General features: G+C 38.4%; 23 protein-coding genes. 7 read left to right on the top strand and 16 right to left on the bottom strand.

The window, feature by feature from the left end:
- The 13 genes from ED2_RS07025 to ED2_RS07080 all read right to left on the bottom strand — a co-directional run.
- The coding region (locus ED2_RS07025; RefSeq protein WP_164703920.1) for a transposase family protein at positions 1–279 on the bottom strand (279 nt) is incomplete at its 3' end.
- Positions 280–618: 339 nt separating this feature from the next.
- Positions 619–927 carry a hypothetical protein gene (locus tag ED2_RS07030; RefSeq protein WP_016177161.1) on the bottom strand — a complete coding sequence of 103 codons (309 nt, stop codon included), beginning with the start codon at positions 925–927 and terminating at the stop codon, positions 619–621.
- A gap of 13 nt (positions 928–940) precedes the next feature.
- The gene (locus tag ED2_RS07035; RefSeq protein WP_016177160.1) at positions 941–1498 is read right to left on the bottom strand and encodes an NUDIX hydrolase; all 558 of its coding nucleotides are present in this window, start codon (positions 1496–1498) and stop codon (positions 941–943) included.
- A gap of 586 nt (positions 1499–2084) precedes the next feature.
- Complete coding sequence (locus ED2_RS07040) at positions 2085–3479, bottom strand: oxaloacetate decarboxylase subunit alpha (RefSeq protein ID WP_016177159.1); 1395 nt, start codon at positions 3477–3479, stop codon at positions 2085–2087.
- On the bottom strand, positions 3442–4020 hold the full coding sequence (citX, locus tag ED2_RS07045; protein ID WP_025481371.1) for a citrate lyase holo-[acyl-carrier protein] synthase: 579 nt from the start codon (positions 4018–4020) through the stop codon (positions 3442–3444). Before citX ends, ED2_RS07040 begins: the two co-directional genes overlap by 38 nt.
- Positions 4013–5545 carry a citrate lyase subunit alpha gene (citF, locus tag ED2_RS07050; RefSeq protein ID WP_016177157.1) on the bottom strand — a complete coding sequence of 511 codons (1533 nt, stop codon included), beginning with the start codon at positions 5543–5545 and terminating at the stop codon, positions 4013–4015. Before citF ends, citX begins: the two co-directional genes overlap by 8 nt.
- Positions 5546–5547: 2 nt before the next feature.
- Entirely contained in the window at positions 5548–6435 is an 888-nt protein-coding gene (gene citE, locus ED2_RS07055; RefSeq protein ID WP_016177156.1) for a citrate (pro-3S)-lyase subunit beta, read from the bottom strand.
- Complete coding sequence (gene citD, locus ED2_RS07060; RefSeq protein WP_016177155.1) at positions 6423–6731, bottom strand: citrate lyase acyl carrier protein; 309 nt, start codon at positions 6729–6731, stop codon at positions 6423–6425. Before citD ends, citE begins: the two co-directional genes overlap by 13 nt.
- A 5-nt stretch (positions 6732–6736) precedes the next feature.
- A complete protein-coding gene (citC, locus tag ED2_RS07065) occupies positions 6737–7741 on the bottom strand; it encodes a [citrate (pro-3S)-lyase] ligase (RefSeq protein WP_016177154.1) in 1005 nt (334 codons plus the stop codon).
- Between the two features lie 12 nt (positions 7742–7753).
- The gene (locus tag ED2_RS16035; protein WP_016177153.1) at positions 7754–7879 is read right to left on the bottom strand and encodes an OadG-related small transporter subunit; all 126 of its coding nucleotides are present in this window, start codon (positions 7877–7879) and stop codon (positions 7754–7756) included.
- 15 nt (positions 7880–7894) lie between these two features.
- Positions 7895–9010: a sodium ion-translocating decarboxylase subunit beta gene (locus ED2_RS07070; RefSeq protein ID WP_016177152.1), complete on the bottom strand. Its 1116-nt coding sequence runs from the start codon at positions 9008–9010 to the stop codon at positions 7895–7897.
- 26 nt (positions 9011–9036) lie between these two features.
- Complete coding sequence (locus ED2_RS07075) at positions 9037–9429, bottom strand: acetyl-CoA carboxylase biotin carboxyl carrier protein subunit (RefSeq protein WP_016177151.1); 393 nt, start codon at positions 9427–9429, stop codon at positions 9037–9039.
- A 13-nt stretch (positions 9430–9442) separates the two neighbouring features.
- Positions 9443–9775 (bottom strand): hypothetical protein, encoded by a 333-nt coding sequence (locus ED2_RS07080; protein WP_016177150.1) that lies wholly within the window; start codon positions 9773–9775, stop codon positions 9443–9445.
- A 412-nt stretch (positions 9776–10187) separates the two neighbouring features.
- Between ED2_RS07080 and ED2_RS07085 the strand changes: the two genes are divergently transcribed.
- The 3 genes from ED2_RS07085 (at position 10188) to citG (ending at position 13324) form a co-directional block, all read left to right on the top strand.
- Positions 10188–11534: a CitMHS family transporter gene (locus ED2_RS07085; RefSeq protein ID WP_016177149.1), complete on the top strand. Its 1347-nt coding sequence runs from the start codon at positions 10188–10190 to the stop codon at positions 11532–11534.
- 223 nt (positions 11535–11757) lie between these two features.
- Positions 11758–12453, top strand: a complete 696-nt coding sequence (locus ED2_RS07090; protein WP_016177148.1) for a GntR family transcriptional regulator — start codon at positions 11758–11760, stop codon at positions 12451–12453.
- On the top strand, positions 12446–13324 hold the full coding sequence (gene citG, locus ED2_RS07095; RefSeq protein WP_060789731.1) for a triphosphoribosyl-dephospho-CoA synthase CitG: 879 nt from the start codon (positions 12446–12448) through the stop codon (positions 13322–13324). Before ED2_RS07090 ends, citG begins: the two co-directional genes overlap by 8 nt.
- Here citG and ED2_RS07100 read toward each other — a convergent pair.
- Positions 13273–14007, bottom strand: coding sequence for a response regulator transcription factor (locus ED2_RS07100; protein WP_016177146.1), 735 nt, complete (start codon positions 14005–14007; stop codon positions 13273–13275). The two genes, citG and ED2_RS07100, sit on opposite strands and share 52 nt — an antisense overlap.
- 57 nt (positions 14008–14064) lie before the next feature.
- On the opposite strand from ED2_RS07100, the gene ED2_RS07105 reads away from it, so the two are divergent.
- From ED2_RS07105 to ED2_RS15840, 3 genes are all read left to right on the top strand, one after another.
- The gene (locus ED2_RS07105) at positions 14065–15846 is read left to right on the top strand and encodes a sensor histidine kinase (protein WP_016177145.1); all 1782 of its coding nucleotides are present in this window, start codon (positions 14065–14067) and stop codon (positions 15844–15846) included.
- Between the two features lie 388 nt (positions 15847–16234).
- Entirely contained in the window at positions 16235–16492 is a 258-nt protein-coding gene (locus ED2_RS15835) for a hypothetical protein (RefSeq protein ID WP_016177144.1), read from the top strand.
- Entirely contained in the window at positions 16461–16649 is a 189-nt protein-coding gene (locus ED2_RS15840; RefSeq protein WP_016177143.1) for a hypothetical protein, read from the top strand. Before ED2_RS15835 ends, ED2_RS15840 begins: the two co-directional genes overlap by 32 nt.
- Positions 16650–17442: 793 nt before the next feature.
- Here ED2_RS15840 and ED2_RS15665 read toward each other — a convergent pair.
- Together ED2_RS15665 and ED2_RS07120 are read right to left on the bottom strand one after the other, a co-directional pair.
- Positions 17443–17604, bottom strand: coding sequence for a hypothetical protein (locus ED2_RS15665; protein WP_005877524.1), 162 nt, complete (start codon positions 17602–17604; stop codon positions 17443–17445).
- Positions 17605–17695: 91 nt separating this feature from the next.
- On the bottom strand, positions 17696–18277 hold the full coding sequence (locus tag ED2_RS07120; protein WP_005877526.1) for a TMEM175 family protein: 582 nt from the start codon (positions 18275–18277) through the stop codon (positions 17696–17698).
- Positions 18278–18522: 245 nt separating this feature from the next.
- On the opposite strand from ED2_RS07120, the gene ED2_RS07125 reads away from it, so the two are divergent.
- A complete protein-coding gene (locus ED2_RS07125) occupies positions 18523–18720 on the top strand; it encodes a hypothetical protein (protein WP_005877528.1) in 198 nt (65 codons plus the stop codon).
- Positions 18721–18769: the final 49 nt, after the last annotated feature.

Genomic DNA, 18769 nt, shown 5'->3' on the forward strand with positions numbered 1-18769 from the left:
AGACTTACATTTAAATCGTTGTTTCTTCAATTCCAGATAAGTGCGATACTCAGACACATCATTCAGTAACAACCGAACGGTTGTCGTCCCCCAACGAATGATCCTAGAGGGGACGACACAAAGACAATGGGGACACTCTTCTGGCGTGTACTGAAGAGTTCCTTTGTAAATCAAGCAAATTTGCCCTTTATATTTTTCTTTAGTTAAACAATTTTCCTCGAAATAGATATTTAGGTCTAGAATATTTAGGGTATCTTTGATAAGCTGAGTATGAGACATCTTGATTCCTCCTATGAATTTGTTAGCCAAATTAATTCTAAAGGATTTCAGGGTGTCTTTTCTATATTTTTTTATACAAAAAAAGATGTTGGCGAAGTTCACCAACATCAAAAAGTATAGAGCCCAAAAATCCCTTGTCAGATTAACGTTTGACAAGGGATTTTTCTTTTGTTCGCTATTTTTCAAGACATGGTTGGCAATCCTATTCTTTTATTATTTTTGAAAAAATGTGGAAATTCTATCATATCACGCTTTTCACCTAGATTACTTTGAATGTGTTTTGCTGAATTTAATGAATTCGTAACCAAAAATAATCCTGAACGTCTACAAGTATCTATGTTAAAAAATAATTTCCAACAACGCTTCATCAAAAATTTCTTTTGATTTGAGCAGCGGTTCAGAATCACATCCACAAATATGAAACTCTAGCGGCCAGTATTTTTGGTGTTTAGGGTTTAATACATTTTCAATGATTGTATCAACGCCTCGAATACTAAAATGATCCACTAATGGATTATTTTTTTTGTATCCTTTCTTCCCTATACACCATGCACAATTTAAATTACATCTTCCATTTACAGGATGTATATCAACTACTCTAGGAAATACTACTTCATCAGCGTTCAACAATTGAGTTGAAATTTCCATTTATCTTAGAATGTCAGTTCTCATTTTGGCTACCTTTTTCATTAAAGAAATAGAGTAATAATGCTGTTAGAGACAATCCATCATCAAACTTATTACTTGCAATCATGGACTTAACTTTCTTCTTATCTATCCATTCTATTTTTTGAATTTCCTCTTCATCAATGCCCCTTTGAAAACTATTTTTATCTACTTCTGCAAATAGAACATGAAATTTTTGATTACTTACTCCATTACTTGCATAAAAGTCAAAATGCTCTTTTTTTAAATAAATAGAGTACCCAGTTTCTTCCAAGCACTCTCTAACTCCTGCCTCTGATAGATCTTCTCCTTGCTCTACATTTCCAGCTGGAATTTCTAAACAGATTTTATTCAAAATATATCTATATGCGCTAACAAACAGCACTTCCTCATTTTCATTTTCTATGATTACTGCAACCGAATCGTTAAAAAAATCTATGAAAAAATAGTCCTGTTCTAGCACTTTTCCAACCTCGCTTAACTTATCTAAATAGATCTTATACCACTGGTTTTGTAACACAGGTTCCCTTGAAATTAGTGTGTATCTATCCAATGCAATCTCTCCTATCGTTAATCACTTTCTTAGCATCTGACTATGTTTCACCTTCACACTTCTTTTAAACACTACGAGTCCCTTCCGTCCAATTACGCTTCCATCCTACTACTGTTTCGTACTTCCTTATTCTTACCGAAATAAGTAAAAACGTTTTCGTAGCTTTTACAATTTCAAACTACGGATCATGATTCGTCATGGCAAAACATTTTTAACCAAATAAACAGAACAGGAAGAGGGTTTCTTCTTTCTGTTCTGTCCAAATTATTCTAAGATTTCTCTTTACCAACATCATTTGACAAAGAGCCCGAATAAACGGCGGGAGCAAAAAGCAACTCCTTCGGAAATTTCAAAAAAAAAAAACGAGCAATACAAAAAGCGTATTGTTCGTTTTTCTCTCCAATTTCTCAAACCTGAACGACTTTTGTCTCGACCTCTCTAAGCACGAATAGATGGTGGAAGCAGAAGCCTTCGAAAACCGAAATTCACAAAAGTTTGAAAAGTGATTTTTCGTGAATCCCTTTATATTTCTCAGTGAACCCCTACTGTTTAGGACTCTTATGAAAATTGATCGTCTGTGCTATGTTTATGCCGAAAAATCGATCTTCACTTCTACTGTTTGAAGAGGTATATCGTAAAATGGGTCTTCTCTGCGCCCAAGAAAATCTTTGGCTTGTTTTGGAAATAGAGCATACATCAAAACATCTTCTTCTGTTTTCGCATATTCTGCAATTTCCTTACGAAATTCCGGTAGTTGTGATGCAATCAAATCAGCAGGTCGAACAGTAACAACTGCTTCTTGACCGATGATGAGTTCTTTGATTTCCTCACTGATCGGTACTGGAGCTTTTCCATAAAGCCCTCTGACGTAATCCTTGATTTCACTGGGCACTAATTTATAGCGTTCACCAGAGATCACATTCATCAGTTCTTGTGTACCTACCATTTGAGAAAGTGGCGTAACAAGTGGCGGGTAACCCAAATCTGCGCGAACTTTTGGTACTTCTGCCAAAACATCTTCATATTTGTCTTGAAGTCCTTGTTCGGTCAATTGACTAAGCAAGTTCGAGAGCATACCACCTGGAACTTGGTAGATCAACGTTTTAGGCTCGATGTCCTTCACTTTGGGATTCAAGAGGCCTTCTTCTCTAAAACGGTCACGTACAGGATTGAAATGTTCAGCAATCTGCGCCACTTTGTCCATATCTAAACCAGTATCAAAGCCCATTTCGGCTAACGTCATCGCTATCGATTCCGTAGCAGGCTGACTTGTTCCGCCAGCAAAAGAAGAAATGGCCGTATCGATGATATCAGCTCCTGCTTCAGCGACTTTCAGATACGTCATTTCAGCAATTCCACTGGTCGCATGCGTATGGACTTCTAAAGGTAGATCAATCGTTTCTTTGATACGGCTGACTAATTCAAAACCAGTGTGTGGCGTCAATACACCGGCCATATCTTTGATACAGATAGAATCCGCACCTGTATCCGCCATTTCTTTTGCTAATTGGACAAAATAATCGACTGTATGAATCGGACTTGTCGTATAAGAAATAGCTGCTTGACAATGCCCACCTGCTTCTTTTGCTGTGACGATCGCAGTTTGTAGATTGCGGGTATCATTCAATGCATCAAATACTCGAATGATATCTATCCCATTTTGGATCGATTTTTCAACAAAATCACGCACAACATCATCCGCATAATTTTTATACCCTAACAAATTTTGTCCTCGCAGCAACATCTGTAATTTTGTGTTTTTTACTTCTTTACGAATCGTTCGTAATCGTTCCCAGGGATCTTCATTCAAAAATCTTAGGCAGGAATCAAAGGTCGCCCCTCCCCACATTTCTAGAGAATGGTACCCTGCCTGATCCATTGTTTTTAAGATAGGCAACATGTCACTTGTTGGCATGCGTGTAGCAATCAAGCTTTGTTGGCCATCACGTAAAACGGTTTCCATGAACTGGATTTTTTTCATAAAATCGTCTCCTTTCTTTGTCTACGATTGCTTGGATTGCGTACTGCATTTCTTTCACCGTATGCGTTCTTGAACGGCCGCATACTTTCGCTTCTTCTGTACAAAGCAAACATTTTCGCTTAGGATATCCCAATTTTTCACGGGTAAGAGGTTGAATATTTTCTGTAAATGCGAGTACGTCGATATCTGCCAATCGACCAAATGGATGTTCCTCTTCGATCACGACCATTTTTTGTTTCGCTTCTTTTTGTGTTACATTGAGTTTTAAATAATACTCTGAACCTGTCCATTCATGATGGAGTACTTTTGCGCCCATTTCTTCTTCTGAAAAAGCCTGTTCGATTTCTTTCACCAAGACGAGAAAGACATTCTGCCATTCATATGAATTTTTGATTGGCCCAGGAATATTCAGGGTCAAACAAACCAGACTTTTATTTTTTTCTTGCCCTAATAACTTTTTCTGTCTTTCCGCTCTGTTGGATCGCGCAGTTAGCATTTGCTCTAAAGTAATCGTGCGCCCTTTAAATAATTCGTTAGACATTTTTGACCACATCGATGATCGTGCCATCACGGTATTCGATCAAAGCGACTACTTTTTCCCCATATTCGATTGACTCGGGCGTGCCAACGATTTGATAGGCTTTTTCTTTTAGTTCTTCCAGCGTGAATTGTGGGATATCTACGGTATTAAAATGAGCCAATAAGTCTGAGCGGTTTGGATTGATCGCAATACCTACTTCTGTGACTACGACGTCGATACTTGAGCCTGGTGTGACTACTGTATTGACTTGATCCACGATCGTAGGGATTCTTCCACGAACTAACGGAGCGATAACTAGGCTCATTTTACATGCCATACTCGTATCTGAATGCCCGCCAGAAGCTCCACGGATCACCCCATCGGACCCAGTGATCACGTTGACGTTATAATCCGTATCGATCTCCAAAGCAGATAAGATAGCCGTATCTAGCTGATTGATCACTGAACCTTTACTTGAAGGTGATGCATACATATTGGCATCAATCTCATAATGCTGGTCATTTTTCCCTAACGACAATGCAGAAGAATGATCAAAATCTTGGACATCGATGATTTTTCCAACTAAGCCTTCTTCTAATAATTCAACCATGGCATTCGTGATTCCGCCAAGAGCAAAACTTGCAGTAATCCCATCTTCGATCATTGCTTCTCGCAAAAAGCGTGAAACAGCTAATGCTGCGCCCCCTGTCCCTGTTTGGAAGGAGAAACCTTCACGGTAATAAGGCGAATTCGTGATTACTTTCGCTGCATATTCAGCAATCAATAATTCTTTGGGATTTTTTGTAAATCGAGTGGCACCTTTAGCAATTCCTTCTGGATCACCGATTTCATCAATCTCCACTACAAAATCAACATCCGTTTGTGGAATGCTGATGGGGGTGTTCGGGAAAGGAACAAGCGTGTCTGTGATGATGACTACCTGATCTGCATATTTCGCATCAACCATTGCATAGCCCAGAGAGCCACAAATGGCCTTCCCTACCGTACCATTCGCATTTCCATAAGCATCTGAACTAGGCGCTCCTAGAAATGCCACATCGATATGGATATCCCCAGTGGCAATTGCGCGAGCCCGTCCACCATGTGAACGAATAATCACTGGATTCTCCATGATTCCTTCAGAGATAGCTGCCCCGACTTTATCTCTTAGACCGCTGGAAGTAATGTTTGTGACTACTCCGTTTTTGATATGCTCAATCAAGGGCTCGTGTACATTTGCAATGGAACTTGGCGCAATCGTCAGATTTTTGATGCCCATGTGCGCAATTTCTGCCAATACTTGGTTCATCACTCGATCGCCTTCACGAAAATGATGATGGAAGGAAATCGTCATGCCGTCTTTTAACCCTGTTTTTTCGATTGCTTCACGTAGACTGCCTACTAATTTTGTTTCTCGTGGTTTTCTTGGCACAATCCTGCGACTGGCTTCATCATATGGTGTGATATGCGCCAATTCTCCTTCGAAAATATCGTAATGTTCAGCGATTTCTTGAGGAATCTCTTTTCCCGCTTTGTTTCTAACCATCTTTACATCCCCTCCTCTGAGATTAATTTAGCTGCTTTTGCAAGTGCAATCACTCGTTGCGCACGTTCTACGATTGGTTTGTCGATCATTTTTCCGTTGAGTGAAATGACACCAGAACCTTTTGCTTCCGCTTCGTTGATTGCCCAAATCACTTCTTTTGCATGTTGGATCTCTTTTTCTGTTGGTGCATAGATGGCATTGACTAATGGGATCTGTCGAGGATTGATCACGGATTTTCCATCGAAACCTAGCTGTTTGATCAAGTTTGTTTCTGCTTGGAAGCCTTCGACATTGTCTACATCAGAATAAACGGTATCGATTGCTGCGATTCCTGCTGCTCGTGCCGCATGTAAAATCATATTTCGTGCAAAAAACAGTTCTTGCCCATCTGGATATCGTTTTGTTTTCATATTCGTCACATAATCTTCTGCGCCCAAAGCAATCCCAATCAGTCGAGTAGATGCTTGCGCGATTTCTCGTGCATTCAACACACCTTCTGCAGATTCGATCGCTGCCATCATTTTTGTTGTACCAACTGGGATCTGATTGCTTTCTTCCACTAGTGTAATTGCTTCATCCACATCAATGATATCTTGGGCTGTCTCTGTTTTAGGTAATCGAATGACATTGACACCTGCTAAAACGACTGCTTCAATATCTTGTTTTCCGACAGTATCTAATCCATTGATTCGCACAACTGTTTCAACTGCTGAATAATCAAAGGTCTTTAAAGCAAAATGGACAAGTGTCCGTGCTGCATCTTTTTCTTTTAACGAAACCGCATCTTCTAGATCAAACATGATGGAATCTGCTCCATATAGTGGCGCATCGCGAAGCATTGCCGCATTTGCACCTGGAACAAACATCATCGTTCTTCTTAAACGTTCCATGAGTCGATCTCCTTCCAGTCATAACTTTCTTCTTCCGCTGCGCGATGGACAGCAGTAATCAAACGAGCAACGATCGTACAATCTAAGGCACCTTTGTCCACTGCTGTTACTTTTGCTCGTGTAATCCCCAATTGTTGTAAGGTAGTGGTCATCATCTCACGAATCTGTTTCCCAAATTGTTTTTCCACGCTGCTTTCTAATGAAAGTTCGATTTGCTCCTGTTCATTGGGTGCAATAGTAATTAAAATATCACTTGATTCTACTGTACCGGCAGAAGCGATTTTTTTGATTTCCATTCGTTTCACTCCTTGATTATTTTCAATTTATGCAAATACATGTAAGTCGTCTCTGGCAGAAATTTTTTTAAAAGAGGCAAGTCATTTTTTTGAATGGCTTCACGAACTTTTGTCGCACTGATGATCGAATCATCAACCTGTAAGCGAGGAATGATCGTCAAAGTTATTTCTGGATAAAAGACAGCTTTCATTGCTTCGTTATACTTATTCGTTACTGGCGAAAATGGTTCTTCACCGACATAGCGCCGTTTGATCATTAAGATAGGTGCAATCTTTTGCTTGAACAATTGTGCATCAAAGGTAGCCTGTAGCTGAGCAAGTTCTAATGGCGCACGCTCTTTTAGAAAATAAGCAGGAAATACGGCTGACGATACGAGATACTCGTTGGTCGTCAACACCACCACATTTTTTAAATGTGCAACCCCCATTTTCACCATTTCCAATCGATCTCTTGCAGAAAATTCAGAGCGCTCTTCTGATAGAACAAAGACATAGACTTGTTCACTTTCAGCTGCTGCTGTCTCAATCAAATATTGATGCCCTTTGGTAAAAGGATTGGCATTCATCACGATTGCACTTTGGTTTTGCCCTTCTTTTTTTCTACTTCGCAAATATGCTTCATATTGATTGAAGGAAGGCGCTCCGAGTTCCATGAAACTGATCGTTTGAGTCGTTAAGATTTCTTGGAAACCCAAAGAATGAAAAATCGCTTGATTCTCTGGCTTTGTATATACAAACAGATGGTTTTGGTCCACCGCTCTTAATCGTTCCACTAAATGTGTGATGATACTTGTTAAAAGATTCTCAGATTGATAGTTCTTACAAACAGCGAGACATTTGATGATTTTCCCTTGATAAGAACCTGTAGCAATCAGTTGGCCTTGTTCATAAATGCCCACCGTGTATTCCACTGGTTCATCTGTGCGCAATCCTGTTTTTTCTAACAGCGCGCGCCATTGTTGCCATGCTTTTTTATCTTGAGCTAACCACAAACGTTTTGGATTCTCCATTTGACCCCTTCTTTATTTTTTTACTGGGAACAGCTTTGCTAAAGTTAATGAGGCTAAGTAGATGATCAAGATAACTGCAAAAACACCGCCCCAACCGAAAAGTAATAGTTCTAATGATACCCACAAATCATGTGTCATCTGTCTTCCTCCTTCTTAAGTTAATAAGGCTAATAACAGCCCACCAGCGATAACCGATGCGATCTGTCCCGAAACATTCGCGCCTGCTGCATGCATCAAAATAAAGTTTTGCGGATCTTCATCTGTTGCCATTTTTTGGATCACTCGACTAGACATTGGAAATGCAGAGATACCTGCTGCACCAATCATTGGATTGACTTTTTCTTTACGGAAAAGGTTCAATAACTTCGCAAACAATACCCCACCGATCGAATCCATGATGAACGCCACTAATCCTAGTGCAATGACCATCAACGTATCGATTTGCAGGAATTCTTCATATTGCATTTTCACTGAGATCGATAACCCTAAAAGAATACTGATAATGTTGACCAGTTCATTTTGCGCAGTAATAGAAAGTCGATCTAATACGCCACATTCTCTTAACAGATTCCCAAACATCAAGAAATCTACAAGTGGCAACGATACTGGTGCAATCAATCCAGCAACGATCGAGATCACAATTGGAAAAAGAATCTTCGCTGTTTGTGAGACTTCACCTGCTCGATAGTTCATTCTGATCCGACGTTCATTTTTAGTTGTTACTGCTTTGATGGCTATAGGCTGGATGATTGGTACTAACGCCATGTAGGAGTAAGCGGCAACCATGATCGCTCCCATGTATTTTGAGTTCAGTGTGTTCGCTACAAAAATAGAAGTAGGTCCATCGGCTGCACCAATGATCCCGATAGATGCAGCATCATTTAAATCAAATCCTAGCAACACCGCCATAATGATCGTAAAGAAGATCCCAAACTGAGCAGCGGCTCCGAATAACAATAGGAATGGATTTTGCAACAATGGACCAAAGTCGATCATTGCACCGATCCCGATAAATAATAGCAATGGAAATAGTTCTGTATTGATCCCCATATCAAAGAGTACTTGGAATGGTCCCGCCTCTCCACCGGCACTCAATACTCCTGAGTTCGGAAAATTGACTAAGATCGTTCCTAAGCCCATCGGTACTAATAAAGTTGGCTCATATTCTTTTTTGATTCCCAGATACATCAGCACGCCACCGATGATCATCATGACCAAGCGACCAGGTTCAGCCCCGATCCCCATCACACCTTCTAACAAAGTCTCCATAAACGTCACTTCCTCTTTTCTTTAAATTAATTGATTGTAATCAGCGCATCTCCTGGATTGACCATATCCCCCGTTGAAACATGGATGCCAGCAACAACTCCTGATTCTCCAGCAACGATTTCATTTTCCATCTTCATTGCCTCTAAGATCATCAATGGTTGGTTTTCTTGAACGGATTCTCCGGGATTAACTAAGATTTTAAGAATCGTACCGGGCATTGGTGCAGTCATCGCATCTGCTGTGGCAGCACTGGTTTGAACTGGTGCTGCAGGTGCTGTTGGTTCAACTACTGGTTCTGGATTTTCTGCCGGAACTGGTGCGGTTGGTTGCGGTACACTAGCAACTTGTGGTGCGCCGATTTCTTCCATCTCTACTAAATATTCTGTTCCATTTACTGTGATTTTAAATTTTCGCAACATGTTATTTCCTCCATTATTTTGATCTTTTCTTTATATTTTTGACAATGAATTGTGATTGCTGAGATTCCCCTGCCATAATACTTGCCGCAATCACGGAAGTAAGGACAACTTCAGGATTCTTTTGCTTGATACTTTTGATAATAAATTGACTATCTGGTCGATCACCCGCGGCGATCGCCGTAGCAATCACACTAACTAAGTCATAATCCTCTGGGGGAACCGGTATATATTCTGGAACCGTTTCCCATTCATCGGTCAACACACGCTGTTTTTCTTGTTGATTGCTCGGTTGGTCAATTTTCTCTTCTTTTTGTGTTTTTTTGAACAATCTTTCGAAGATCCCCATTTCGCCTCTCCTTTCTATTTTTCTGACTTACTCTTAATTATAAAAATTACTCGAGATACGGCTAGTGTGAATTGTAGGATAAATTGTTTTTTCATTGTTTCTTTTTATCCATTTTTTCTAAAAACTAGTTAAAACGTTGATATGAAGCGTTTTTTATAGCGTTAATATTTCATTAAGAACTTTTTAAGCAAGCGATAAGATTTGTTTCTCTGGATTGTTTTTTTCCTGTTCTTTTTCTAGGAACCTCTTTTCTTCTCTCAAAATTTTGACTATTCTTAACCACATCAAAGAAAGTTAAAAAGAAAGGAGAGGCTCCAAATTTGTTTATATCATCACAAATAAGAACTTATTTTTTTACGATTATTTGTTAACGCTTACAGATTTTTATTTTAGTTAGAGAGGAAGGAACACCATGTTACTTACTGTTTTATCTTATGCTATGATCATTGTTTTTATGTTCGTTATTATGAAAAAGAAGATGTCTCCTTTTACTTCTTTAGTCCTTATCCCGTTGATTTTTACACTTGTTGCGATGGTATCAGGTGTCGCAGAGAAAGGTTCGATTGGTGATTTTGTTTTAGAAGGGATTTCTACTACCGCTAACACGGAGATCATGTTGCTTTTTGCTATTTTGTATTTTTCAATCATGCTTGATGCAGGTCTTTTTGACCCCATCACTAAAAAAATGATTTATTTTGCTAAAGGCGATCCGATGAAAGTATTGATGGCTACAGCAGTTGTTGCAGCAGCCGTTTCATTGAATGGCGATGGCACAACCACCACGTTGATTTGCTGTTCTGCATTTATTCCGATTTATAAGAAGTTGAATATGAAGATGATGAATCTAGGTGTTTTGATCATCCTACAAAACACGATCATGAATCTTTTGCCTTGGGGTGGTCCGACAGCACGTGCGATGGCAGTATTAGAAGTAGATGCTGACATTTTGACTTATCTTCTGCCTGGTATGGTTCTTTCTCTGCTTTATGTTACCTTCTTTGTTGCTCGGAGAATGGGAAAACAAGAACGGGCACGTTTAGGGATCACAGAACTCACTACTGAAGAAATCGAAGAGATGACCACGATCACTGATCCTGATACATTAAAAATTCGTTGTCCACACAACTTTATTTTCAATGGATTGTTAACGATCCTTTTGATTGCTTGGCTTGTAGCAAGCTCGTTTATCGATGCGATCGCATTACCGCCGATTTTGCTGTTTTTATTGGGTACATGTATCGCGTTGATGATCAACTATCCAATATTAAAAGATCAATCTGCGCGTATTGGCGCAAATGGTGGGGACGCTGTTCAAGTAGTTATCTTAGTCTTCGCAGCCGGTGTCTTCATGGGCTTGTTCCAAGGTTCAGGGATGGCAACTGCTTTAGCGAATAGTTTCACTACGATTATTCCAGAACAACTGGCAGGCTTCTGGGGATTAGTCATCGCCTTGATTTCTGCTCCAGGCACATTCTTTATTTCAAATGACGGTTTCTACTTTGGGGTCTTGCCAGTCTTAGCTGAAGCAGGAAGAGCCTATGGATTTACCAATATGGAGATGGCCCTTGCTTCACTGATGGGACAAGCCTTCCACTTATTAAGCCCACTTGTCGCATTTATTTACTTGCTTTTACGCTTGACTGGGCTAGACATGGGACAATGGCAGAAAGAAGCCGCAAAATATGCCTTAGGTATCTTTTTCATCTTTGTAGTGACGATCGTACTTTTAGGCCATATGCCACTTTATATTCCACAATAAACAAAAAATAGCTAGTAGAAAATTTATGATTGAATTTAGTTGTGTTTTTCGTTATGATTCCGATAATGAACCGATTAGTTCCTTATAAGTAGATAAGATAGACGGCGTTTATTACGAAGTTCCTGTTCAATAAAAAGTTGAGTGACTGATCTCTTCTTGATTGATGAAAGGTGCCTTACAATAAATGCCGTTTATTTGAACGAATCAGAGTAGGAGTTGACAAATGAATGCAATGATTGAAAACGTCAGACAAAACTTAGACTTCTCGCAGAACAAACCTTTAAAAGTTCTTGTGTATGAAGCATTTCGCAAAACGATTATTTTAGGTCAAATCCCTGCAGGCTCTAGAATCAATGAAAAAGAGTTCTCAGATACCTTGAACATCAGTCGAACACCCATCCGTTATGCGTTAAGGCAATTAGTTGATGAACAGTTGGTCGAACATGTACCTAAAATCGGGATCGTAGTCAAAGGAATCAGTAAAAAAGATGCATATGAAATTTTTGATATACGCAAATCTCTTGATACATTGGCAACGATCAAAGCAATGGAAAAAATGGATGAGAAAGATTTTCTGGAATTAAAAGAATTACTGACATATGGAGACAAATTGAACGAAGAAGACCGTGTTGATGAATTGTTAGCCAATTTTTCAGATTTCAATACCTTCATTTATGAAAAAAGCCAGATGTTACGTTTAAAAGGAATCGTGATGGAATTACGCTCTTATCTACTTTATTTTCGTGATATCTCGATCCGTTCTTCTGAACGACGCAGTGTTGCTTTAGCCGAACATTGGTTGATCTATCGAGGGATGAAAACAAACAATATTGCACAGATAAAGATGATCACGCAGGAACATTTAGATCATTCATTGCAATTCATACTAGCGGAAATGGAGCGACAAAAAATTGGATGAACAATTACTTACGATCAGTAACTATGCGGAAACGGCTTTATACGAAGAAGTTGCATTGTCGCCAAAACCTGGGCTCGTAGATCGCTTTTCGAACGGGGCCCACCGTGACATGGATTTCCAAACGTTTCTGGCGAGCATCCAAAGCCTGCGCCCATTCTTCAAGGAATATCTCTATTTAGGTTTGACTCATCGCGGTCAGCCTTCTTCATTATTCGACTCTTTGCGTGAAACTGGAAAAATGGCGGAAACTGCTATGCTAAAAGCAACAAAAGGGATCAATACACATAAAGGAGCTAACTTTTCTTTTGCTGTTTTACTAGGGGCTACAGGACTTCATCTGCAGTCGAATACACACCTCCCTTTTACTGCTAAAGATACTCAAAAGATCCTGTCACTTTCACAGGATATCACGCAAGACATAGTTGCCAAAGATTTTCAACAATTAACAACCAAGCAACACTTGTCTTATGGGGAAGAATTGTATTTGAAGTACCAAATATCTGGTATTCGTGGGGAAGCGGCCAACGGATATCCGGCACTGCAAAAATTGATGTGTTTTTTGCGCAAACACCAAGAACTCAGGCAAGAGGAATTACTTTTACGTGCATTACTGTATTTAATGAGTGAGGTGGAAGACAGCAATATCCTCCATCGTGGGGGGCGAGATGCTTTAAAAGAGATAAAAAAAGAAAGCTTAGATTTACAGAAATCTAGACTTTCTTATGTGCAACTAGTCAAAAAATTAAAAGAATATGATCAGCAACTGACCACCCGCTATCTCAGTCCAGGTGGTTCAGCAGATCTACTCTCATTAGGGTTCTATTTTTCATTTTTAGAAAAGTTGTTTTCCCCTTCTGGTAAAAAGGTATAGCCGATCCCCCAAACCGTTTTGATATACTGCGCGTTTTTGGGGTCGGTTTCAATTTTATTTCTTAGATGATTCACAAACACCATGATCGTGTTTGCGTCAAATTCACCATCTTCCCAGACGCTGCTATAGATCTGTTCTTTCGAAAAAACCTGGTCCGGATTCAGCATAAAGAAACGCATCAATTGGATTTCCTTGGAAGAAAGCTTGATAGGCTGTCCATTTTTATAAAGTTGGTAGCGATTTTGATCAAAACGAAAATCGCCAACAATGATTTCTTTTTTTTCAGCTGTCGAATGATGATTCCGAATCACTTTGTTACGATCCAACGCCGCAACAACTTGAGCACGTAAAAGATCCAATGAAAAAGGCTTTGTCAAATATTGATCTGCGCCAACTTCAAGGCCATTGATGATTTCTTGCTCACTTGTTTTACCGCTTAAAAAGAAAATAGGCGTAAATGGATTCGCTTCTCGGATCATTTGAGCAAGATGATACCCATCATTTTCATGCTCCAAACAGATATCCAACAAAAATAGATCAAACTCAACTCGAGTGATGATGTCTAGCGCTTTTTCTACTGAATCACTTTGATACACTAGAATCCCTGTTGACTGAAGTGCTTTCCAAATCAAACGGCGTACACTTGGTTCATCGTCTATGATTAATATTTTTTCATTTCGCAAAAGAAACTCTCCTCGCTTTATTATATAATAATGGAAACGGTAAAAAGGAAGATCATGATGAAAAAGCTAACTTACAAGAAACTTTATAGTCTCATCCTAGTCGTTACATTACTGACGATTCTCGGCATGATTTTTACCTGCTCTAGCTATTACCAATTGCAAAAGCATGCGGTTGATCTAGCAGAAAATCAGCTCTCGACCCTCAATCATTCCGCAATCAACGTAGTGAAAACAAAGTTTCGTTCTTATCAGCAAACATTGAACCTGCTCCAACCACAAATGACAAACGAACAGTTCATTGAGGAACCAAAGAATCTTTCCAATTTAAAAAATGAAGAAGCGCTCGTTGGTCTTTTCCTTTTTTCGCAGGATGGAACCTTAATAAATAGCCAACCTTTGCACACCTCACAACCGACTGCAGGATTAGCTAAACTTGTTGCCAAAGATCCCGACTTTTCTCAAGCTTTATCGGGTAGTATCAAGCAGAATGGTGCCGTTTATTTCAATGATAACCACTCCTACATAAATATCTATCAAACCGTGCCTTTAAACAATAATCAGCATGCCTTACTCGTATTGCTCGCTGATCTGCAGACCCTCTACCATTCTGAATTATTGGATACAGATGATCAAGCTGGTTATACGATGGTCAAAAATCAAGAAATGAAAGTCGTCATGCATCCTTCAAGTGAGCAAGTAGGTCTTTCTATTGTAAATGGGCGAGAAGAAAAATACCCCACACTTGATTTATCTGATCTAAAAAAATTAGAAAAAAAGCAATTGACACAATCTAGAGGGGATGCTGTCTATTACTCTTATTGGTGGCCTAAACCAAAAATTAAAAGAGTATTGAAAATCACGTCATTCGAATGGACTACTATTGGAAATAGCCGTCTCATTTTTGCCAGCAATGAAGACTACTACGAAAGAAACGGCTTGTTGCTGCAAGATGGATTGATCATTATCGGTTTACTCATGATCTTATTGGTTGTCATCGCGTTATTAGGTCTATCAATTAAATATTATCATAAGCGCAACCAAACTTATGCTGAAAATTTACAATTAAAGAAACATCAACAGCTGCTCCAAGAGAAGCATGCCCTTGAAAAACAAATTCTTCAAGAATCGAAGCTCGAAACAATTGGGTTACTGACCACTACGATCGTCCATGACATGAATAACTTTTTAACGCCCATCATTGGTAATTTGCAGTTGCTGATGGAAGAACATCATGAAGACGAACTATTAGTGGATGACCTTAATGAAGTTTACCAATCTGCGATCAAAGGACAGAATCTTTCAAAGAATGTTCTAGGTTTTTCAAAAGTGGAAACAGCACCTAAAAGTAATTATGCACTTTCGCAAGTAATACAAGAAGCCATCGATCATCTTTCTTTACTCGTGCCAAAAAGCTTTACTTTAACTACGGATTTGCCAGATATAGGAAAAACTGTCTTTGAAAAAGAAGATCTGCAAATCATCATCTACAACTTGATCACGAATGCTTACCAAGCCAAACAAGATGCACATGTTTCAATTACACTCTTTGCTGATGATCCATCTGCATATTTTGATCAATCGCTACTTCCTAAGACGAAGAAAAAGACAAATGTACCTGGTCAATTCGCAATTATCGAAATTTCTGATAACGGACCTGGTATTCCGTTAGAGATCAGAGAAAAAATTTTTACTCCCTTCTTTACAACAAAAAAAGAAGTCGGCGGAACTGGCCTAGGGTTATTCATCGTTTCATCCATCATCAAAAAAAATGGATGGTCGATCCAACTCGTCAGCCAGTCACAAGGCACTACCTTTTATCTAGGTATTCCGTTAAACTAAGTTTCAAAAAATAGACCTTGTTAAAAATTTTCAAGAAAATTCGCTACTTGTAATTTTATTCGCTACTGAATGAGAGAAGCAATACGAATTTTCTTGAAGCTTTTTTATATCTTATCACGAAAACGCTAACAAAATGAAAACAAGAATAATTATCATCAACAGTTTCATTAGTTATTTTTCATTTAACTCTCAATAAAATAAACTATAAAATAAAAAAATTTATGCTTTATTTTTTCTATAAATACACTTATACTTTGATTGTGGTAGTTTATTAATAACGCATTTTAAAAATGTAGCTTTTATTATTACTAACAACATCACTCACAAAGATTTTTTATAATATGATCAACTGTTTTTATAGCATAATCACCATATAGGAGTGTGGAAGATGAAAAAAACAATTATTCTCGTTAGTAGTATTTTAATAATAGTCGCTATATTTTTTATTGTTGATTTCTTGACCTCTCCTATAAAAGATATCTCTTCAAAAGCACAGATGCAGCCAACACAAACATCAAAGATGGACTATGTACCTACTGAAAACGAACTAGTCAAAAATGAAGGCCCTCAGCTTCGTCTATTAGGCAGTTATGAAGTTGTTGAGATCAATTTTGATGATCAACCCTTATATCACTTTGCGCAATGAAGAACACGAGGATATCAGCTTTACGATCACTATTTTAGACAAAGATAAAAAGACATTCATTATCCCAGCTATCCAATTCGCACCACAGAATCTACATGTATCAGATACCTTTGGTTTAGCAAAAAAAGATACTCGCTATTTTGCTTACAAAGAATAGCATCCCCCTCCTGAGTGCAACACTATTGAGAAATCCTCCAATTAATATACCCCCTCACGGTATTTTTGTGCAATACATAGAGGACATAAGGCAAAAGTAAGGGCTCTTTTGCCCTCCCACTTCAACCGCAAATAAACGGCGGGAGAAAAAGACATTTCCTTCTAAAAATCAGTATTCACCAAAAATTTGAAAAGCAATTTTCATATAGCCTTCTTCTTTCTCAAAATGAAACACTTCTTTTGTTTACTTCCCATTTTTGAAGTTTCCGGACTGATCTGTTCTACCCACTCTCATTGATGTATCCTTCTCCACATTTTACTCCATTTACTTCTAGCTCCTACAAACGTCTTTACGATTTTCTTTGATTCGTTATTTTAAATCTATAAAATAACATTCATTTTCATTGCTGCAAGTTATTTTTTTATTTGCTTTTTCTTAGCTCATACAATCTATTAATATTTATACATTATCTATGTATAATCGATTTTGCCCCTATAGCTATGCGTTTAACCTCCTTCCCTCTTTATGTGGAAAACAATTTTCCAATCCAAAAGTTTTCCACATGAGCGTCCAAATTTGCTTTTTTACGGAGCTCACAAAAACGAATGGGAGACAAATCTAAAAATCAAGTTTGCTACAAACTCTCGAATAAACGGCGTCCAAAAGTCAGTTTTTTCGGAAATCTCAAAAAAAAAGCGTGGGACAAAAGTAAGAAACACTTCTGTCCCAGCCTATTTTCTCTTCAATTTCTCAAACCTAAACGACTTTTGTCTCGACCTCTTTTCAGCAATGATCATTTGTTTTTTCTTTGGTCTTTGGTTTTCAGTGAAACAAAAAACGTAAGCAGCAAAGATAAAATGATGACTACTGAGCCGCATTTCTGTTGATCCAGATAAATGAGGATCGTTACCATGCTAGTAATCAACCCAATTGTTAATTTTTTCCTGTCTATCATAAGCATCCCTCTTCGGATACTATTCTCTTCTATAGATTAGATCATTTTTTTATCTTTTGTTTATATTTATCTTAATTTTTCTTATTGTTATTTAGTCAACATAATGGGATTCGATTTTCTTACTTGGCATCAACCAACCGAATAACATGATTCCATTAGTGATCAAGACAGCGAGGGGCGTCACTAGATAGCCTAGAACGATTCCGATGATATTCAATGAGATGGTCAAATAGGATTTTTTATAGTTACCTAATAGTTCCTTGATCGCTTTCTTATGGGCTGTATCAGAATTGACCAATTCCCTTGCGAGGAAATAATAAGCGATATTGGCACCTAAAGATACGCCTCCATATGTGATTGCAGGAACTAAACTAAATGTGTATTCGCTGATCCAAGAAGTCGCAAATGGAAAAAGTGACAAAGCAAAGAGAAAAAAGCTATTTGCCCATAATACCTTCCCATTTACTTTATGGACGACTTGGAACATGTGATGATGATTGTTCCAATAGATAACTAAAGTAAAAAAACTGATAATGTAGATCAAAAAACGAGAGCCTAAAGCTGACAAAGCTTGCCAAGTATCTGAACTTGGTTCATGTAACTCTAAAACGAGAATTGTCATGATAATCGCAATCACGGCATCGGTAAAAGCTTCTAAACGATTTTTCGACATAAGTTCCGCCTCCTTATTTGCCTTATTTTAGTAGAAAAGAACGAAAAAAAGCAACTGTTTTATACATCTAAATACCAAATAAAAAATCAGACTAACGATGGATGTGGCTGTTCATTCATTCTGTTATACTTTTTTCAATAAGAAGTTACCATATTTGTTCATCGAGCACCGGGTCAATTCAATTGCTGCAGTAAAGGACATCAACGTAACCGCTAGTCGATGCAAATAAGAAAAGAGGGGTTGTTATGCAACGTAGAAATAGTTTCTTAAATATCTTCATGTTGATCATGGTATTGGTTGTTGCTGGTTTTGCCATCAGTCTTTTTGTTGGTGTATTGAGCAGCATCTTATGGTTTGCTATCAAATTGCTAATTCCTATAGCTATCATTATTTGGCTGATTCGTGCCATTAGTGGGGCTAATCGAAACCGCAAATACTATTAATCGAATACTCGAATGAGTTGATTACTCGGACATTTACTACAAAAAAAAC

Origin of the sequence: Enterococcus durans NBRC 100479 = LMG 10746 (assembly GCF_001544215.1) — a bacterium.
Classification (GTDB): domain Bacteria; phylum Bacillota; class Bacilli; order Lactobacillales; family Enterococcaceae; genus Enterococcus_B; species Enterococcus_B durans.